The 18,034-nt window shown below is 44.8% G+C and carries 18 protein-coding genes and 3 pseudogenes; 13 read left to right on the forward strand and 8 right to left on the reverse strand.

What is annotated here, in order from left to right:
* Positions 1 to 97: 97 nt before the first annotated feature.
* Positions 98 to 697, reverse strand: a complete 600-nt coding sequence (locus MAE_RS15515; RefSeq protein ID WP_012266431.1) for a peroxiredoxin — start codon at positions 695 to 697, stop codon at positions 98 to 100.
* 314 nt (positions 698 to 1,011) lie between these two features.
* Here MAE_RS15515 and MAE_RS15520 point away from each other — a divergent pair, with 314 nt between their 5' ends.
* The 6 genes and pseudogenes from MAE_RS15520 (at position 1,012) to MAE_RS15545 (ending at position 7,910) form a co-directional block, all read left to right on the forward strand.
* Positions 1,012 to 1,479, forward strand: coding sequence for a helix-turn-helix domain-containing protein (locus tag MAE_RS15520; RefSeq protein WP_012266432.1), 468 nt, complete (start codon positions 1,012 to 1,014; stop codon positions 1,477 to 1,479).
* A 7-nt stretch (positions 1,480 to 1,486) separates the two neighbouring features.
* Complete coding sequence (locus tag MAE_RS15525) at positions 1,487 to 4,105, forward strand: ABC transporter transmembrane domain-containing protein (RefSeq protein ID WP_012266433.1); 2,619 nt, start codon at positions 1,487 to 1,489, stop codon at positions 4,103 to 4,105.
* Positions 4,106 to 4,107: 2 nt separating this feature from the next.
* Positions 4,108 to 5,562, forward strand: a complete 1,455-nt coding sequence (locus tag MAE_RS15530) for an HlyD family efflux transporter periplasmic adaptor subunit (protein WP_012266434.1) — start codon at positions 4,108 to 4,110, stop codon at positions 5,560 to 5,562.
* A 100-nt stretch (positions 5,563 to 5,662) separates the two neighbouring features.
* A complete protein-coding gene (locus tag MAE_RS15535; RefSeq protein ID WP_012266435.1) occupies positions 5,663 to 6,397 on the forward strand; it encodes a foldase protein PrsA in 735 nt (244 codons plus the stop codon).
* A 57-nt stretch (positions 6,398 to 6,454) separates the two neighbouring features.
* Positions 6,455 to 6,652 carry a type II toxin-antitoxin system MqsA family antitoxin gene (locus tag MAE_RS15540; RefSeq protein ID WP_012266436.1) on the forward strand — a complete coding sequence of 66 codons (198 nt, stop codon included), beginning with the start codon at positions 6,455 to 6,457 and terminating at the stop codon, positions 6,650 to 6,652.
* 321 nt (positions 6,653 to 6,973) lie between these two features.
* Positions 6,974 to 7,910 (forward strand): annotated as a pseudogene (locus MAE_RS15545) (IS110-like element ISMae40 family transposase).
* A gap of 967 nt (positions 7,911 to 8,877) precedes the next feature.
* Here the strand turns inward: MAE_RS15545 and MAE_RS36490 are convergent.
* Positions 8,878 to 8,964: pseudogene (locus MAE_RS36490) on the reverse strand (transposase); the annotation flags it as partial.
* 308 nt (positions 8,965 to 9,272) lie between these two features.
* On the opposite strand from MAE_RS36490, the gene MAE_RS15555 reads away from it, so the two are divergent.
* The gene (locus MAE_RS15555; RefSeq protein WP_012266439.1) at positions 9,273 to 9,497 is read left to right on the forward strand and encodes a type II toxin-antitoxin system MqsA family antitoxin; all 225 of its coding nucleotides are present in this window, start codon (positions 9,273 to 9,275) and stop codon (positions 9,495 to 9,497) included.
* A gap of 609 nt (positions 9,498 to 10,106) precedes the next feature.
* Here the strand turns inward: MAE_RS15555 and MAE_RS36495 are convergent.
* Positions 10,107 to 10,193: pseudogene (locus MAE_RS36495) on the reverse strand (transposase); the annotation flags it as partial.
* A 308-nt stretch (positions 10,194 to 10,501) separates the two neighbouring features.
* On the opposite strand from MAE_RS36495, the gene MAE_RS15560 reads away from it, so the two are divergent.
* From MAE_RS15560 to MAE_RS15575, 5 genes are all read left to right on the forward strand, one after another.
* Positions 10,502 to 10,726 (forward strand): type II toxin-antitoxin system MqsA family antitoxin, encoded by a 225-nt coding sequence (locus MAE_RS15560; RefSeq protein ID WP_012266439.1) that lies wholly within the window; start codon positions 10,502 to 10,504, stop codon positions 10,724 to 10,726.
* Positions 10,727 to 11,194: 468 nt separating this feature from the next.
* Entirely contained in the window at positions 11,195 to 11,350 is a 156-nt protein-coding gene (locus MAE_RS34125) for a hypothetical protein (RefSeq protein WP_012266441.1), read from the forward strand.
* Positions 11,351 to 11,486: 136 nt separating this feature from the next.
* Entirely contained in the window at positions 11,487 to 12,845 is a 1,359-nt protein-coding gene (locus tag MAE_RS15565) for a tetratricopeptide repeat protein (RefSeq protein ID WP_002798249.1), read from the forward strand.
* A gap of 263 nt (positions 12,846 to 13,108) precedes the next feature.
* On the forward strand, positions 13,109 to 13,456 hold the full coding sequence (locus tag MAE_RS15570; protein ID WP_012266442.1) for a hypothetical protein: 348 nt from the start codon (positions 13,109 to 13,111) through the stop codon (positions 13,454 to 13,456).
* Entirely contained in the window at positions 13,453 to 13,695 is a 243-nt protein-coding gene (locus tag MAE_RS15575; protein WP_002737863.1) for a hypothetical protein, read from the forward strand. The genes MAE_RS15570 and MAE_RS15575 overlap by 4 nt, the downstream gene beginning before the upstream one ends.
* An 86-nt stretch (positions 13,696 to 13,781) precedes the next feature.
* On the opposite strand, the gene MAE_RS35765 is transcribed toward MAE_RS15575, so the two are convergent.
* Together MAE_RS35765 and psaK are read right to left on the reverse strand one after the other, a co-directional pair.
* The gene (locus tag MAE_RS35765; protein WP_269453921.1) at positions 13,782 to 13,907 is read right to left on the reverse strand and encodes a hypothetical protein; all 126 of its coding nucleotides are present in this window, start codon (positions 13,905 to 13,907) and stop codon (positions 13,782 to 13,784) included.
* Between the two features lie 214 nt (positions 13,908 to 14,121).
* Entirely contained in the window at positions 14,122 to 14,388 is a 267-nt protein-coding gene (gene psaK, locus MAE_RS15580) for a photosystem I reaction center subunit PsaK (protein WP_002798253.1), read from the reverse strand.
* A 120-nt stretch (positions 14,389 to 14,508) separates the two neighbouring features.
* Between psaK and MAE_RS15585 the strand changes: the two genes are divergently transcribed.
* A complete protein-coding gene (locus tag MAE_RS15585; protein ID WP_002798255.1) occupies positions 14,509 to 15,147 on the forward strand; it encodes a phosphoribosylanthranilate isomerase in 639 nt (212 codons plus the stop codon).
* A 119-nt stretch (positions 15,148 to 15,266) separates the two neighbouring features.
* Here MAE_RS15585 and folE read toward each other — a convergent pair whose 3' ends face one another.
* From folE to MAE_RS15600, 3 genes are all read right to left on the reverse strand, one after another.
* Complete coding sequence (gene folE / locus MAE_RS15590; RefSeq protein WP_002738197.1) at positions 15,267 to 15,965, reverse strand: GTP cyclohydrolase I FolE; 699 nt, start codon at positions 15,963 to 15,965, stop codon at positions 15,267 to 15,269.
* A 49-nt stretch (positions 15,966 to 16,014) separates the two neighbouring features.
* On the reverse strand, positions 16,015 to 16,743 hold the full coding sequence (locus tag MAE_RS15595) for an SDR family oxidoreductase (RefSeq protein WP_002798256.1): 729 nt from the start codon (positions 16,741 to 16,743) through the stop codon (positions 16,015 to 16,017).
* A 345-nt stretch (positions 16,744 to 17,088) separates the two neighbouring features.
* On the reverse strand, positions 17,089 to 17,994 hold the full coding sequence (locus MAE_RS15600; RefSeq protein WP_002798257.1) for a hypothetical protein: 906 nt from the start codon (positions 17,992 to 17,994) through the stop codon (positions 17,089 to 17,091).
* Between the last annotated feature and the right edge of the window lie 40 nt (positions 17,995 to 18,034).

Below are 18,034 nucleotides of genomic sequence, written 5' to 3' on the forward strand. Positions count from 1 at the left end.
TTCCAGAAAATTTTCCGATTAAAATGGGGGGTGAAATAATTCACCCCCTTAAAAGTCTGTCCCCATCTATAGCTGAGGGACTTCTGACGAACTTTAACTAAACTGCTGCGAAGTAAACTTTTGACTTCACAGGATCGGGAACCATGGTAGCATCGCCTTCTTGCCAACCGGCGGGACAAACTTCATCCGGATGGGATTGGACGTATTGAATCGCTTTCAGAGTGCGGAGGGTTTCATCGACACTGCGACCGAAGGAAAGATTATTAATAGTAGCGTGTTGGATAACACCTTCTTTATCGATGATAAAGAGACCACGCAGGGATACCCCCGCATCAGGATCAAGAACATTGTAAGCGGTGCTGATTTCTTTTTTCAGATCCGACACCAACGGATAGGCCACATCACCGACACCGCCCGATTTTCTCTCGGTTTGAATCCATGCGAGGTGAGCAAATTCGCTATCGACGGACACCCCTAAAATCTCGGTGTTGATACTGCTAAATTCGCTAACTCGATCGCTGAAAGCGGTAATTTCCGTGGGGCAAACAAAGGTAAAATCGAGGGGATAGAAGAATAAAACGACGTATTTACCCCGATAATCCGATAATTTGATGGTTTTGAACTCTTGATCGAAAACGGCGGTCGCGGTGAAATCCGGCGCCGGTTGTCCGACTCTTAAGCAACCTTCGGCGGTCATACTTTTAATCTCCTTAATCTAGTTTCTGGGAAAATGCAACTATTTTTACATTCCTTAACAACTATATCATAGTCATAACGATTTTGAGTAGTTGGCCGTTAGTTGGGGATTGGGAAGGTTATATCGGGCGAGAGAAAAAGAATTTAATAAACTGCATAATGTTCACTTTTGCAGCCGAAATAATAATTTAAGGACAGCGAAAGAGATCGTCGCACGGGAAATTTAGCCCATCGTACAACTTAGTACAACTTTCTTGCCTCAACGCTCCGACCTGCTGCTGTCTGCTTTTACTTATAGTTGCAAAGGCTATGTCAATGTCATCAAGCACCGGTAAATATCTATCCCCACCCCAACGTCAGCAACTTCTCGAAATCTTAACAGAACCGAATATCTCTGATGTTGATCGCAAACGGATTCAAATCATTCTCCTCGCTGACGATGGCAAATCCCAGGGCGATATCCGTAGGCTTCTCGATTGTACTGCCGCCACCGCTAGTAAATGGATACTGATCGCCGAGAGTGGCAAGATCGATCGCTGGCAGAAATACCGCCGCGGTCGCCCGCCGAAAGTTGATCAACCTTACCTCGATCGCCTGAAGGAACTGATTAGTAAATCCCCCCGGGATTTCGGCTATTCCTTTAAGCGATGGTCGGGAGTTTGGTTAGCGCGGCATCTAGAGAAAGAATTCGGGGTCGCACTCACCCCCACCCACATCAATCGCCTCCGCAAACAGCTACAGCCGATCCGCATCGTCGATCTTTCTCCTTCAGCCAAAGCTTAAAACAACTATGCTCGATACTCACAGCCTCGTCAATCCCTGGCCGGAATTCCTGTCCGAAACCCAGTGGCGGAGTCTCCAGAAAACGGCGATCGCCCTCTCTCCGGAAGCAGGTACACTGCCCGTACAGTCAGGGTTATACCTAGTCGTTCGCGGCAAAGTTCGTATAGCGAACTCGCAGCAAAAAGAGATGATTGCGCTCAAAACCGGCGAATTTTTCGGGGAATTCTCCCTCTTTCCCCGATCGGGTTTTCTTCCCTACTCGGTTCGAGTCTCGGCGAAGGCGGAACTACTTCTTATCCCCGAGTCCGCCCTGAAGCCGATCCTGAAAAAACACCCCGCCCTGAAAAAAACATTACTACAACGGGCGCGGGAAATTGAGCAACTTCTTGGGACGAAGACAGAAGAAACGGACAAAAAAAGCGATCGAGCCTATTTCCCCTCTCCAGCGCAGCGGTTAGGTCACTGGATCGGGCAATCCCTCCGCCGTTATCCCTTCTTCGAGCAACAGTCCGCCTCCGATTGCGGGGCGGCCAGTTTAGTCATGATCGCCCGTTATTGGGGCAAAAGAATCAGCGTCAACCGTTTGCGGGAAATGGCCAACGTCAACCGCGACGGGGCATCCCTGAAGGGACTGATCACAGCGGCGGAAAATATCGGCCTCTCCACCCGTCCGGTAAAAGCGACTCTAGAGGGATTAGGGAAACAACCCCTACCAGCGATCGCTCACTGGGAAGGCAAACACTTCGTTGTTATCTGGAAAATTACCCCCAAACAGGTGATTATTGGCGATCCAGCGATCGGGCAATTAACCCTAAGTCGTGCCGAATTCACCAGTAAATGGACGGGATTCACCCTTCTGCTCCAACCGAACCAGAAATTTCGGGACACGAAAGAGGATAAAACCTCTCTCTGGCAGTTTTATCGCTTACTGGAACCCCATTGGTTCGTGCTGCTGGAAATTTTCGTCGCCTCGCTTTTTATCCAGATATTCGGCTTAATTACGCCGATTTTTACCCAGTTAATCCTCGATCGGGTGATCGTGCAGGGGTCCTTAACTACCCTTTGGGCGATGGGGATCGGTGCGCTAATTTTCGGGGTTTTTCGGGTGGCAATTACTGGTTTACGCGCCTATCTCCTCGATCACACCGCTAATCGCATCGATACGGCATTAATCACCGGTTTTATCCGCCATACCCTCAGCCTTCCCCTCGGTTATTTCGAGTCCCGCTATGTGGGCGATATTATTTCCCGCGTCGGGGAAAATCGCAAGATTCAGCGTTTTCTGTCTGGGGAAGCTCTCTCGATTTTACTTGACTTATTAACGGTTTTCGTGTATGTGGCGGTGATGTTCCGCTATAGCTGGCAATTAGCCCTCATCAGTTTAGCGATCGTGCCACCGTTCCTTCTGCTGGCGTTAATTTCTACCCCTTTTCTGCAGCGAATATCCCGGGATATTTTTCAGGCGATCGCTAAAGAAAGCAGTTACCTGATCGAGATTTTAACCGGTATTCGTACCGTCAAATCTACCGCCACAGAGCGCTCGACCCGTTGGCACTGGGAAGACCTTTTCTCGGTGGAGGTCAAGAAAAATTTCTCCGGGCAGATCATCGGCAATAATCTCCAGATATTCAGTAATCTGATCGAATCTTTAGCGACGACGGGGTTACTCTGTTTCGGTGCCTATCTAGTGATTCAAAATCAATTATCGATCGGACAACTGATCGCCTTTAATATGCTTTTTGCCCAGATCATTGCGCCTTTTCAACGCTTAACCGTTCTCTGGACACAATTTCAAGAAGTCAATATCGCCGTCGAGCGCATTAACGATGTACTAGACGCAAAGCCGGAGGAGAATTTAGAAGAACTTTCCCGTCAGTTTCTCCCAGAATTACAGGGACATATTCGCTTTGAAAATGTCACCTTTCGCTACCACACCGACAGCGATCGCAATATTTTAGAAAACCTCAGTTTTGAGATTTTACCCGGTCAAACCGTTGCCCTCGTCGGTCGGAGCGGTTCGGGAAAAACCACGATCTCGAAATTACTGATCGGCCTCTATCCCCCCACCGACGGGAAAATCTCGATCGACGGTTACGATCTGAGTACGATCGCCCTCAGTTCCCTCCGGCAACAGGTGGGAGTCGTCGATCAGGATACTTTTCTCTTCGGTTCCACGATTCGGGAAAATATCAGTTTAGGTCATCCCGATCGCCCCCTAGAAAATGTGATCGAAGCGGCGAAATTAGCGGGAATTCATGACTTTATTCAATCACTGCCGATGGGGTACGAAACTCAAATCGGCGAGGGTGGAGGGCTACTTTCCGGGGGACAGAGACAACGGATCGCCATCGCTCGATCGCTAATGGGAGAGCCGCGGTTATTAATCCTCGATGAAGCCACTTCCCACCTCGATACCGAATCGGAACGGATTATTCAAACAAATCTCCAGAAAATTCGGCAGAATCGCACGATGGTGATTATCGCCCATCGCCTCTCTACGGTGCGGAACGCGGATTGTATTCTCGTTCTCGATCGAGGGGTATTAGTCGATAGTGGAACCCACGAAGAATTAATGGCCCGTCCCGGTATTTACCGTAATTTGAATTCTAATCAATTGAGTGAATAACTATGACAACCAATCTAGACAGAGAGCGCGATAACTGGTCTTTCCAGACCAAAGAATTGATCGATACTTTACCCCTACCCTGGACGCGTGGTTTACTCTATTTTCTGATTATTTTCGTCTCGATCATTCTCCCTTGGGCGATATTCTCAAAAGTCGATGAAACGGGTGTCGGTCCGGGAAAACTGGAACCCCAAGGGGAAACAGTCAAAATCGATGCTATCGCGACGGGAAAAGTGGAAAAAATCTATGTCCGTGAAGGCCAAGAGGTGAAAGCAGGACAACCGATTTTAACCCTAGATTCCTCATTAATCGGCAAGGAAATACAACAAATTGAGGAGAAAATAGAAGGACAAAAAAGTCGTCTTTCCCAACAGAAACTTGTCAAAAGTCAGTTAGAGATTTCTTTAACCACCCAAAGCCAACAAAATCGCGCGGCAGCAGCGGAAAAAGAAGCCTCGATCGAACAAGCGCGGGAGAATGTGGACGCATTAATCAAGAAGGCCAAAATATCCCTAGAAGAACAACAAGCGCGAGTCAATCAAGCGAAAACCGCCCTCGCACAAAGTCAGACCGATTATCCGATTCTCAAAAGTCGTTATGAAACGGCTTTAAAAGAAGTCGATCGCTACCGAAAAGCGTGGGAGGATGGCGCGATATCGGAGGTGCAATTCATCGAGCGCGAGGACAATGCCAAGGAGCGCCAACAACTCTACGAGCGGGGAAAAGCGGAGGTCAAAGAAAATCAACATAAACTAGCGGAATTAAAAAGTGCCTACCGTCAGACGAGTCAACAAACGAGCGCCGATATCGCCCAAGCGCGTCTGCAATTACAGGAGCGGCAGCGGGGTTATCAAAGTCTCCGCCATTCCAACGAGTTGGCACTCTTAAGGGTACAGGAGCAGATTAACAATCTAGACACGGAGATCGCAACACTGGCATCGGAAATCGCCCAAAGCGAGAGCCAACGGCAAGCGCTCCAAATCCAACTAAGTCAGAGGGTTTTAAAGGCGAATACCGACGGCACAATCTTTTCATTACCGATTAAACGCGCGGGTGCGGTGGTGCAGTCGGGAACGCGGGTTGCGGAGATAGCACCGAAGGGATCGCGGTTTATTCTCAAGGCAGAAATGCCCACGGATCAAAGTCAATTTCTCCGCGCCGGTATGCCGATAAAAGTCAAGTTCGATGCCTATCCTTTTCAGGATTACGGCATTATCGGCGGCAAGATCACCAAGAAATCACCGACGGCGATCGAAAAGGAAACGCCCAACGGAAAAATTAACGTTTTCGAGCTAGAAATTCAACTCGATCGCTCCTGTATTCAAAAGGGAAATCAATGTATTCCCCTCAATCCGGGAGATACGGCTACCGCAGAAGCGATCGTCCGTCAGCGTCGGGTGATCGATTACATCCTCGATCCCTTTAAGGATCTGCAAAAAGACGGGTTAAAACTCTAGTTTTTTTAGGTATCGAAGCCAAATTACTTACACCCCTCCCTAACCCTCTTGCCTATCTCAACTAGGAAATTAATTTCGCATAACTGTTTCAGGAGTCATTATGTCCCATAGTATCACCATCACCAATCAAGACCTTATCCAACAGCTTAAGCTATCGGGGAAAGTTCCCGAAATAGTCGAGGGAATTATCGCTCGGAAAATCATCACCGAAACCGCCACGGCAGCGGGGATTAAAAACACGACTGCCGAGTTACAACAGGCGGCCGATCAATTCCGTCTCGCCAAAGGATTACATAACGCCAAAGATACATGGAATTGGTTGCAAAAACAGGGCTTATCCCTAGATGATTTCGAGGAGATCGTTCAATTCAATTTACTATCGGGTAAATTAGCCGAACATCTTTTCGCAGACAAAATTGAATCCTATTTCGTCGAACACCAGCTAGATTATACCGGCGCGGTGATCTATGAGGTAGTGTTAGCAGATCAGGCGATGGCAGAGGAGTTGTATGAATCGATTCAGGAGGAGGAAATCAGCTTTCAGGAAGTAGCGCATCGCTATATCGAGGATGTGGAATTACGACGCAAGGGAGGTTATCGCGGTACTGTTTACCGTAAGGATTTACGACCGAATCTTTCGGCCGCAATTTTCGCCTCGGATTCTTCTCGATTGTTGAAACCGCTGCAAGGCGATCGAGGTTTTCACCTGATTTTTGTCGAGGAAATCCTTAAACCAAAATTAACCGAGGAGTTGGCTCTGAAAATCGGTGTTGATTTGTTTAACGGCTGGGTAAAGGAGAAGATTCAAGAGATAGAATACGAGTTTAGTAATTAATTGTGGACGGGGTGGGTAATACTCACCCCGCAAACATAGTAAGGGAAGATAAGAGTTATGGAATGTGTGATCTGTAAACAAGGCACGACTCGATCGGGTTTCGTAACTGTTACTTTAGAGAGAGATGATTGTATCGTGATTCTAAAACAAGTCCCCGCAGATGTCTGTCAGAATTGCGGGGAGTATTATTTAAGTGAATCCGTAACGGCAGAGGTTTTACAGAATGCTGATCGCCTATTTTGTAGGTTGGGTTGACAACGGAAACCCAACATCATCCCCCTATTATTCTTCATGTTTTGTGTTGGGTTGCACTTCGTTTAACCCAACCTTGTATCTTGAGAAGTAGGCAACCCGTCCCAACCTAGGTAAAAAATACCGCTTTGTAGCTTGGGTGCCTATATTCTGAAAAAGGGCGTGGACATCCAGTTCAACCGAGGTGCTTGACACCGTTGGGTAGCCACCGGAGCCACGCCGTCATCCCGATGAGACAAGCTCGAACAATCGCTGGAGGATTAACCTCGTATTCGCAAGGACGAGTTACCAAAGGGACAAAATAACTTAACCCCAGCATAAACGATGACAGAAGAAAAAACATGGGTAGGGATCGATGTCAGTAAAGAGGTTCTAGATATCTACGTGTTGCCGCAAGGTCTGACCTTGCAACAACCCAACAGCGACGTTGGCGTTCAATCGCTGATTGAACAATTACATCCTCTCTCACCGAGTTTGGTGGTGGTGGAATCGACGGGTGGATTAGAGCGCGCACTCGTATCGGGCTTACAAGCCGCCACAATACCGGTAGCGATCGCCAACCCCCGCAAGGTCAAAGGGTTTGCGACGGCATTGGGGAAAGCAAAAACGGACAAATTGGACGCACAGGTAATCGCTCAATTCGCACGAGCCGTGCAACCCCAACCCCAACCCGTGGTTGCCCCCCAAGCCCAACAATTGAGCGACCTAGTACGACGACGACAGCAGTTGGTGGAGATGCAGGTGGCGGAGAAAAACCGCCTCAGTCGTGCGTCTGAGACGGTGCAACTAGATATCAAAGCCCATATTGAGGAAATCCAACAGCGTATTGAAAGCCTCAACGAGCAGATTCAGTCCCTCGCCCAACAGCAAGCCGATTGGCAACGCAAAAATGAAATCTTACAATCCGTTAAAGGGATCGGCAAAGTTTCATCTGCCCTATGTTTGGCGGAATTACCCGAGATGGGAACACTCTGGCGAAAAACAGATTGCCCGGCTGGTCGGGGTCGCTCCTATCAACCACGATAGTGGCCAGCACAAGGGTAAACGCATGATTTCGGGGGGACGCACCTCGGTTCGCTGTGGCTTGTACATGGCCACATTGGTAGCCATTCGTCATAACCCGGTGATTCGGAAGTTCTACGAACGGTTGTTGACCAATGGCAAGTTGAAAAAGGTGGCCTTAGTTGCCTGTATGAGGAAATTGCTGGTTATCCTCAATGCCATGATTCGTGATAATAAATGCTGGCAAGCACCCGCTTAGTCCAGTTTTCCGAACAATTTCATCGCTGACAAAACGGATGACTGGTGCCGTTACTTTGTCTTGCCTATTTGGGGTACAAAAGATTTTCTTTATTCCCCTTGACTTTTAAGACAATCGCTACGGATACGGATTATTTTACTATAAAATTAATACAATATGGATTAATAAAATACCAATAATCCGATTATTATTGAGTGAGTTTATTAAGCCTAAAAACCAACAAAGCGATTTTTAATACATACACTTTTAAAAATTCCTGAATCTATTCATTAACAGGATCCCCAGTTAATTAAAAAAATAAATAGTGCTTGCTGAATAATGGTAAAACCCTTTTAAAATAAGGCTTTTGACCTGTTAAAATCCGATGTTCATGCTGCGAAAATAGGATTGTGACCTTCAAAAACTTGGCATTATCCTTCTTGTGGTACGCAAGCTAGTACAAAAAGGAGGGCAACAAAGCCTGAAACGACCGACGACCGGCTACTGAATCCTGACTCCTAACCCCACCAACAAACTTTTTCAGCAAACCCTAAATAACTCAATTAAGTTAGCTTGGTTGGTTCTCTTTGCTTCCAACAAGACAGGTTCAGAGTTTTTTGTACATAAATTACTCATTTTTGTTTCTTTAAATAGCTTGGAAGCCCGTTGTTTAATCGGTTTTGATGATGTTTTTGCAAAAAATAGTCTTTCAAAAAGAACATAAATAACTAAATTATGTTCTTTTTGTTCGATTTTGATAGTTGATCTGGTGTTGAAAAATTGTTATGGTTTTCTTGAATCAATAATTTGATTCATTCATTTAGCGAAAATTTGGAGAATACATCTCATGGCTAACATCAAAATCAACGAGCTCAAAAACACGGTGACTGACGAAATTATCGAGCTTCGCACCGATGCCGCTAACGACAGTCCAGAAAGCATCACCGCTTTTAAAACTTTACGTCAAGTTGCGGGCGGTACTATGGCTGCCAATTTTTTTTATTAGTTTAAGTTTATTGTTGATTCCCTCGACTAATCCATTCGTTGTTCTTCGCTCGAAATAACTAATGATTTGGTTCTTCGTTACTTGGTATGGTTCGATCAGGGGGCATAAATCGGCTAAATCCTTATCTGGCAAGAGACTTAATTGATTAGCTCGTTCTAGATTGAAAACAATTGGCAAAAATCGAAGCAATGTCTTTCTATATAAGGGTTTCACTCCTTATAACTCCCGTCCATTGCATAACACAAACCGAAGAACCCGATTTGTTTAACGCCTGGGTAAAGGAGAAAATTCAGGAAATAGAATACGAGTTAAGTAATTAATTGTGGACGGGGTGGGTTATGCTCACCCCGCAAACATAGTAAGGGAAGATAAGAGTTATGGAATGTGTGATCTGTAAACACGGCACGACTCGATCGGATTTTGTTACCGTTACTTTGGAGAGAGATAATTTTATCGTGATTCTAAAACAAGTCCCTGCGGATATCTGTCAAAATTGCGGGGAGTATTATCTAAGCGAGTCGGTTACGGCAGAGGTTTTACAGAAGGCCGAGGACGCGGTTAATAAAGGTGCGGAAGTAGAGATTATTCGCTATGTCGCTTAAGTACAATATAAAACTATAAAATTAATACAATATGGATTAATAAAATACCAATAATCCGATTATTATTGAGTGAGTTTATTAAGCCTAAAAACAAACAAAGGTATTTTTAATACATACACTTTTAAAAATCTCTGAATTTATTTATTAACAGAATTCCCAGTTAATTAAAAAATAAATAACTCAATTAAGTTGGCTTGGTTGGTTCTCTTTGCTTCCAACAAGACAGGTTCAGAGTTTTTTGTACATAAATTACTCATTTTTGTTTCTTTAAATAGCTTGGAAGCCCGTTGTTTAATCGGTTTTGATGATGTTTTTGCAAAAAATAGTCTTTCAAAAAGAACATAAATAACTAAATTATGTTCTTTTTGTTCGATTTTGATAGTTGATCTGGTGTTGAAAAATTGTTATGGTTTTCTTGAATCAATAATTTGATTCATTCATTTAGCGAAAATTTGGAGAATACATCTCATGGCTAACATCAAAATCAACGAGCTCAAAAACACGGTGACTGACGAAATTATCGAGCTTCGCACCGATGCCGCTAACGACAGTCCAGAAAGCATCACCGCTTTTAAAACTTTACGTCAAGTTGCGGGCGGTACTATTGGTGCCACTTCTTTTTATTAGTTTAAGTTTATTGTTGATTCCCTCGACTAATCCATTCGTTGTTCTTCGCTCGAAATAACTAATGATTTGGTTCTTCGTTACTTGGTATGGTTCGATCAGGGGGCATAAATCGGCTAAATCCTTATCTGGCAAGAGACTTAATTGATTAGCTCGTTCTAGATTGAAAACAATTGGCAAAAATCGAAGCAATGTCTTTCTATATAAGGGTTTCACTCCTTATAACTCCCGTCCATTGCATAACACAAACCGAAGAACCCGATTTGTTTAACGCCTGGGTAAAGGAGAAAATTCAGGAAATAGAATACGAGTTAAGTAATTAATTGTGGACGGGGTGGGTTATGCTCACCCCGCAAACATAGTAAGGGAAGATAAGAGTTATGGAATGTGTGATCTGTAAACACGGCACGACTCGATCGGATTTTGTTACCGTTACTTTGGAGAGAGATAATTTTATCGTGATTCTAAAACAAGTCCCTGCGGATATCTGTCAAAATTGCGGGGAGTATTATCTAAGCGAGTCGGTTACGGCAGAGGTTTTACAGAAGGCCGAGGACGCGGTTAATAAAGGTGCGGAAGTAGAGATTATTCGCTATGTCGCTTAAGTACAATATAAAACTATAAAATTAATACAATATGGATTAATAAAATACCAATAATCCGATTATTATTGAGTGAGTTTATTAAGCCTAAAAACAAACAAAGGTATTTTTAATACATACACTTTTAAAAATCTCTGAATTTATTTATTAACAGAATTCCCAGTTAATTAAAAAATAAATAACTCAATTAAGTTGGCTTGGTTGGTTCTCTTTGCTTCCAACAAGACAGGTTCAGAGTTTTTTGTACATAAATTACTCATTTTTGTTTCTTTAAATAGCTTGGAAGCCCGTTGTTTAATCGGTTTTGATGATGTTTTTGTAAAAAATAGTCTTTCAAAAAGAACATAAATAACTAAATTATGTTCTTTTTGTTCGATTTTGATAGTTGATCTGGTGTTGAAAAATTGTTATGGTTTTCTTGAATCAATAATTTGATTCATTCATTTAGCGAAAATTTGGAGAATACATCTCATGGCTAACATCAAAATCAACGAGCTCAAAAACACGGTGACTGACGAAATTATCGAGCTTCGCACCGATGCCGCCAACGACAGTCAAGAAAGCATTACCGCTTTTAAAACTTTACGTCAAGTAATGGGCGGTCGTGGTCAGTGGCGTCCGAGATAATAACAAAATACAGAGATTGATCGGTATTTTATCGTTCTCTCTTTTTGATTTCTACGATAGTTCAACAAGTCAAGATACTCCGTTGACTATCGTGGAAATACTAACCAGACAAAGATCGCATTTTTCGAGAATATGTATGCTATTTTTAAACGATCTTCCCATTCCTTGGAGTCATCGCCCCTATTTCGATCTTAGTCCCTATCAATCCGGAGCTTGGCATATTCAAGGAATTGACTATAGCTATCGAAACCTCGTCTCCGAAGTACAAAATGTTGGTACGTCTCTTTCCGTGAACCCAGTTACTCTCGTTCACCCAGCTTCTTTTCGAGAACAATTAATTCGTGAGACTGGTCTTTTTCAATACTCGATTAAAAATCCTCTCGCTCTCCCCGATGAGTTGAGAACCGAGCGCTGGAGAGTTCTTTGCTCGCATTTAGTTCATTATCGGGAACTTTCACCCACTACTCAACTGGAAACAATTAATTTATTATCGAGTTTATGCTTTCATGAAGCGATTCTTAAATATGTTACTGCGAGTACCGATGAAGACATCACGAGAGATTCCACGATCGCTAAATTAGCTTATAGTCGGGCGATGTCTAAAATCCTCTGTCAAGAAAGTATTGGCACATCGGAAAATCTTGAAGATTTAAAGCAGCTCGTTCAACACGCTTCTAAAGAAAGCTTCGTGGTTTTCGGGGCGGCCGTAGAACTAATCGTTTTACACGCTACTGTATTTCGAGATCTAGCCGCGGTCGCTCATTGGCGAGAAGTGGCAAGCGGAGCGCTCGATCACCTCGAACCTTCCCTCGATCATTTCGAGTTCAAACGTTTAACCAGTTTTTACCACCGCGCGGCTGTTTTCGCTCCACTTCTGCTGGGTGAGCGGCAAACAGTTGTCCGTGAAATGGATATCTGCCAATCTCTAGCGGAAGAGCTGATCCGCGAGTGCAAAAATGAGACGGAACGAATTTCCGCCCATGACAATCTAACGACGGTTTTCGAGAGCCGAACGAAAGAAGCCCTCTGGTTGGGTGATATCGATCTCGCCGGAGAGAGAGCGAAGAAAATGGTAGAACTGGAACCTCTCTACTCTCACTATCGCCTACAACTAGGGGAAGTCTTACTAAAACAAAATAAATTTGAAGAGGCGGCGAAAATCTATCGCTCCGCCACTAGACTCGGCCCGCCTGGAATGGCGATCGCTTGGTTTATGGCTGGGCAATGTCACGAACGATTAGGAGAGATAGACATCGCCTGTGATTGCTATCTAGCCTCCGTACAGATGGATGAACTAGCTATCTCCGCCGTGGAGAAAATTAACAAATTAGCTCCCCGTTTAGGTAACTCGATGCTGACAGATTGGAGTACCGCGCGTCTAGAACAATTACGGGAACAACAGCGAGGTATCGTCTCTAAAACGAAAACTTCCTATATTCCTGAAGCCGCTTCTGCACTGAAATTAGCGGGTGAACGCGAACTCTCTCAAATTTAAATCAAGGCGATCGCCGATCTGGTAGGTTGGGTTGACGCAAGGAAACCCAACAATTCCCCTAAAACTTACCGAAAACTCAATTAGGCAAAATCGTCTTACCACAGAAGTGATGCAAGAAACTCAGATAGAGTTTGTTCGCTCCTATATTGATGCGGGTGAGTGTGGACTGACCCTGCTAAATAGACCTCTCCAATAATTGTCAAAATAAGAGATGAAGCCCTGACTAAGAGCTTATCAAAAATCTTTTCTGGAGAGGTATAATAGTGAAGAATCAACAGTTGGTAGCCACTAAGGCTGTTGATAAAGTGGATGATGTGACTAATGTGAATGACCCATATAATATTGCCAAACAAGGGGGTAAGCACTCTGGATTCTATAACGAATATGCCAAAAAGCCAGACTCTCAAATCCGAAAAGGAATTGAATCTATAAACAAGCAAATTTCTGAACATCAAAAAAAGATTGAAGCTCCCCAAAAATTTATACCTGATTTTGATAATCTTGATCCTAGACAGCAAAAAGCTCTTCCCGATAAATGGCAAAGTGACATAAATCGGCAGAGCGAGCAAAAGACTATACTAGAAGGCCTACTCAAGGAGAGAGGACTATGAATACAGAATCTGTTAACTTTATCAAAGATCATGCACTTATTCTCAAAGAAAAGTACAATGAATCCCTCGCAAAAATTAACGAAGCTGACATAAAAGGAGAGGACTCTTCTTTCTATAAAGGACAAAGCCTTGCTTATTATGATGCTCTTGATTTGATCAAGTCTCAGGTAGAAGCATTTGGTTACAACTCGAAGGAAGTCAACCTGGTTGTTCCTGAATTTGGCAAACAAGCAACTTAGCTATTAAGGTATCAGGTGCGATGCCGAAGGCACTGCGTAGCAGTACGCCTATCTTGCAAGGTTGGATTGACAACGGAAACCCAACATCATCCCCCTATTATTCGGCTCTTCGTTACTTGGTATGGTTCGATAGGGGGGCATAAATCGACTAAATCCTTATCTGGCAAGAGATTTAATTGATTAGTTCGCTCTAGATCAAAAACAATTGGCAAAAATCGAAGCAATGTCTTTCTATATAAGGGTTTCATCCCTTATAACCTCCGTCCATTGCATAACACAAACCGAAGAGCCGGATTAAGCCGCCATCACTACTACCGAATCACCACCAAGTGTTTGTCAATGTGACATTTTGGGCGCAAGCATTGCGTCCCCACTCATCCTTAGCGTAGGATTACTGGTTACTGATTACCGATCACCGATCACTGATTAGAGAATACCCGCATTAGAAAGACCGAGAACCAGTCCCGCACCGAGAATATGGCCAAAACTCATGGTAGCCAATAATTCCGGCAGACCGAAGCTTTTTTTCGAGGCTAACTGCGGCAAGGGTAAAGCAGGGCCGGCCCCAGTATTTTGGATGGCAAAATAACCGATAGCGAACGCTACTAGGTTAGCTAACGTCATGGTAATGCCGACGGATAAATTCCAGGGAATGGTTTGAGCGGTGGCGAAAAGTAAGGCGGAAGAGATCATTTGCGCTCCAGTCTTGATAAGATTTTGTTAATCACAGGGAATTATAAAAAGCTCTTGACCCGAAACCGCTTTTTGTTTGAATACTTAACAGTTTTTGTAACGTTTTGTGAATAAGATTAAATGCGAATTAAAATTTGCGGCATTACCCAACCGGACCAAGGACGAGCGATCGCTACTTGCGGAGCTACGGCTTTAGGTTTTATCCTCGTACCTAGTTCGCCTCGTTACGTCAAAATCGAGCAAATTAACGCTATTACCGCCGCAATACCCGACAAAATTGATTTTATCGGTGTTTTTGCCGACGAGCAACCGGAAATTATTCAGCAGATAATTGTTAAAACCCCCTTGACAAGTGTGCAGTTACATGGTAAAGAATCTCCCGAATATTGCCAAAGGTTGCGGCAATTATTACCCGACCGGGAAATTATCAAAGCTTTGCGGATCAAAGACAGAGAAAGTTGGGAAAAGTCGGCAATTTACTTCAATAGCGTCGATACTTTACTTTTAGATGCCTACCATCCCCAATTGCTCGGCGGTACGGGACATACCTTAGACTGGCAAGCCTTAGCCAGTTTTTCGCCCCCCTTGCCCTGGTTTCTGGCCGGAGGACTCAACCCCGATAATATTAGTGAAGCTTTAACTCGGCTGCACCCCCAGGGTATTGATGTCTCTAGCGGCGTTGAGCGATCGCCTGGTGATAAAGACCTCAAAAAAGTCGCCCTCTTGCTAGAGCGACTGCAAAAATTCAGGGATCAGTGATCAGTTAGAAGGTTTTGGGTTTTAGGGTGTTGGGGTTTTAGGGTTTTAGGGTTTTAGTTGAATTCCCCCATTTCCCCATTTCCCCATGTCCCCATTTCCCCATGTCCCCATCTCCGGGACTAGAAGAAATTGGGTTTATGACGGATCAGGTTAAGATACTCCTCGCGGGTTTTTTGCTCGTCTTGGAAGACTCCTAACATGGCGCTGGTGACAGTCCAGGATCCCGGTTTCTGCACCCCGCGCATTACCATGCACATATGAGTTGCTTCCATGACGACGGCAACCCCTTGGGGGTCGAGAATTTCTTGAATCGCTTCGGCAATCTGACGGGTGAGGCGCTCTTGGACCTGTAAACGACGGGAATACATTTCCACAATGCGGGCCAATTTACTTAATCCGACCACCTTTTGGTTAGGAATATAGGCAACGTGGGCCCGCCCCATGAAGGGTAACATATGATGTTCACAGAGACTAAAAAAGTCAATATCGCGCACTAATACCATCTCATTATGACCTTCATCGAAGATCGCACCATTAACGAGGGTTTCTAGGGATTGTTGATAGCCTTGGGTGAGAAACTGCATCGCTTCGGCCACCCGTTTGGGGGTTTTTAATAAACCTTCTCTTTCGGGATCTTCCCCCACCGAGATCAGGATATTTCTGACCGCATCCATCATCTGTTCTTTGTTTTCGTCGGAAGTTGGATGAATTTGAGCGGTTTTGCCATTGTGGGTGTTGCGATCGGGGCGAGTGGTCACGCGTGCTTGAATAGCGTCGGTTAAATTACCGTTTAAACCGTTAGAAGAAGCTATGGTCATAATGAAGAGGCCTGTAGGCGAATTGATTGATAAATAGAAGTATTTCGGGTTATAATGCCCCCGCACTGGGCATAATGGTCATCGTTTCCACTACGGCCTGTTTGGGCAGTAACACCGCTTGCAGAATGGCCTGAGCGATGATATCCGGGGTTAACATGGCCGAGCGATCGAAATCTGCTTTGACGCTATCGCTGTCCCAGATGGGAGTATTGACAGCCCCGGGGATGATAATCGTGATGCGAATGGCGTTAGCCCGCTCCTCGATCGCTAAAATGCGAGAAAATGCCACTAATCCCGCTTTGCTGACACTATAGGCCCCCCAATCAGGGAAGAAATTATCGGCGGCGATCGAGGAAACGTTAACGATCGTGCCTCCCCCCTGTTGACGCATGGCAGGTAAAATTCCTTGCACACACTGATAAACACTGGTTAAATTGAGATCGATCACCCGCTGCCAGTCTGACAAAGGTGTGTCGGCCAAGGAGTTGGTGTAACCCATGCCAGCATTATTGATCAGGATATCGATCGGTCCGGATTCTTGGGCGATTTTAGCGATACTAGGAGCTACTTCCGGGATATCTGCCAAATCTAAGGGGTAAGCTTGGGCTGATACGCCTAAATCTGCCGCCATTCCCGCCACGGTTGCCAATCTTTGCTGATCGCGACCGATTAAAACCAGATTAATTCCCGCCTTGGCGAAAGCGAGGGCGGTTTCTTTGCCGATGCCGCTACTGGCTCCGGTGATCAGCGCTCGCTGTTGACGAATAACAGAGTTCATGGTATAATCTGAAATCTCTTAATTCTTGGTAGTTAGGGCAAAATTTTGGCGGTTGGGGGAACCCTAGAAAAGTTTAAGGGAGTTGGGTTGGATCGGAGCAATTTTTCTCGCACCAAAACTGCTGCGGCCACCCCAGGCGGGGGGAAGCATTGACTATCAGGTAGGTTCAAGATTAAGAATCGTTACAAAATTTTACCTAGCCAATTATAGCACTGTTAAGTCAGGGATCACTAATTTTTGTGTATATTCAGATAGATATCTAACCAGGGAGAGAAAAAAGCGGCCTGGTGGGCGAGAATTCTTGAGGCTGTCTTTGTCGAAAACTCCCTCCCTCCGCGCTGAAAACTACTCACCAGAGGAGATGGCAGCGGTGGGTTGAGTGCGATTGACAATCACCACTCGATCGCCGATAACGGGACTTCTAGCGAGGAGACTTCCCTCGTTATCCCTCATTTCCAAGCGGCGAAAATCGAGACTTTGGCAACGTTGAAAAACCGAATTAGCCAATTTATCCTGTTGTGATGCCTCCAGACTATACCAATTATCGCCCAAAATAACTACTAGACGACTAGCCAAAAAATCCGCTTCTACGGTAGAAATAATACCGGCGGGATAACGAGTAGTTAAATCGGTAATTTCCTCTTGAATGGCTGCGACTAAACTTTGTTCGGGAGTTAATCGCGGTTTTGCTTTGGTAATCGGGACGGGAATCGGTGCCTCTGGTGCGATTAATTCTGGGGGAGTTTCGATAATTTCCCCGGCTGCCGGGGAAGGACTAGAGACAACTTCAGGCATATTTTCGGCAATTTCCGCAGGATTTTTCGGTAAACTGACCACAGCTACTAATAGGATAGTGACTAAACTTCCTGTTAACAAGCCGGTAATTAACCAATCGGGAATTTTTTCGCTAATTCCCCCCGGTAAAAGTCGGCGAATTTTGCTCAAAATCGTCGTCCACCACCCTTCCACCTGCTCGAAATCAGGTAAAATATCGTCGATTCCCTCCGCTGCTTCGATTGGAGAATCTGGGGTTAAACTTTGCTCAACTTCTGCGAATTCATCTGGTTTTAAAGCAGCGGCTAACTGTTGCGTTGAGTTAAGAAGATTATCAACAGCAACTTTTGGGGGTAACACTGTCCCCGTTCCCGTGTTAAGTTGGGAAACGATCGAATTTAACTGCTCGATCGCCTCTTGTAGTCGGATCACTGTTTCTGCTTGGCTGAAATTCTCTCGCTCATTTGGTTGAGTCATAATTAATTCTTCTTAACCCGCTGCCATTCTTTTTCAAAAT

The organism is Microcystis aeruginosa NIES-843 (genome assembly GCF_000010625.1).
GTDB lineage: Bacteria > Cyanobacteriota > Cyanobacteriia > Cyanobacteriales > Microcystaceae > Microcystis > Microcystis aeruginosa.

Coding starts and splice junctions, on each gene's coding strand:
- MAE_RS15540 (WP_012266436.1), top strand. CDS start 6,455: ATGGAATGTGTGATCTGTAAACAAGGCACGACTCGATCGGGTTTCGTA.
- MAE_RS15555 (WP_012266439.1), top strand. CDS start 9,273: ATGGAATGTGTGATCTGTAAACACGGCACGACTCGATCGGATTTTGTT.
- MAE_RS34125 (WP_012266441.1), top strand. CDS start 11,195: ATGGCTAACATCAAAATCAACGAGCTCAAAAACACGGTGACTGACGAA.
- MAE_RS15515 (WP_012266431.1), bottom strand. CDS start 697: ATGACCGCCGAAGGTTGCTTAAGAGTCGGACAACCGGCGCCGGATTTC.
- psaK (WP_002798253.1), bottom strand. CDS start 14,388: ATGATCTCTTCCGCCTTACTTTTCGCCACCGCTCAAACCATTCCCTGG.
- MAE_RS15525 (WP_012266433.1), top strand. CDS start 1,487: ATGCTCGATACTCACAGCCTCGTCAATCCCTGGCCGGAATTCCTGTCC.
- MAE_RS15535 (WP_012266435.1), top strand. CDS start 5,663: ATGTCCCATAGTATCACCATCACCAATCAAGACCTTATCCAACAGCTT.
- MAE_RS15585 (WP_002798255.1), top strand. CDS start 14,509: ATGCGAATTAAAATTTGCGGCATTACCCAACCGGACCAAGGACGAGCG.
- MAE_RS15530 (WP_012266434.1), top strand. CDS start 4,108: ATGACAACCAATCTAGACAGAGAGCGCGATAACTGGTCTTTCCAGACC.
- MAE_RS15565 (WP_002798249.1), top strand. CDS start 11,487: ATGCTATTTTTAAACGATCTTCCCATTCCTTGGAGTCATCGCCCCTAT.
- folE (WP_002738197.1), bottom strand. CDS start 15,965: ATGACCATAGCTTCTTCTAACGGTTTAAACGGTAATTTAACCGACGCT.
- MAE_RS15560 (WP_012266439.1), top strand. CDS start 10,502: ATGGAATGTGTGATCTGTAAACACGGCACGACTCGATCGGATTTTGTT.
- MAE_RS15595 (WP_002798256.1), bottom strand. CDS start 16,743: ATGAACTCTGTTATTCGTCAACAGCGAGCGCTGATCACCGGAGCCAGT.
- MAE_RS15575 (WP_002737863.1), top strand. CDS start 13,453: ATGAATACAGAATCTGTTAACTTTATCAAAGATCATGCACTTATTCTC.
- MAE_RS15600 (WP_002798257.1), bottom strand. CDS start 17,994: ATGACTCAACCAAATGAGCGAGAGAATTTCAGCCAAGCAGAAACAGTG.
- MAE_RS15520 (WP_012266432.1), top strand. CDS start 1,012: ATGTCATCAAGCACCGGTAAATATCTATCCCCACCCCAACGTCAGCAA.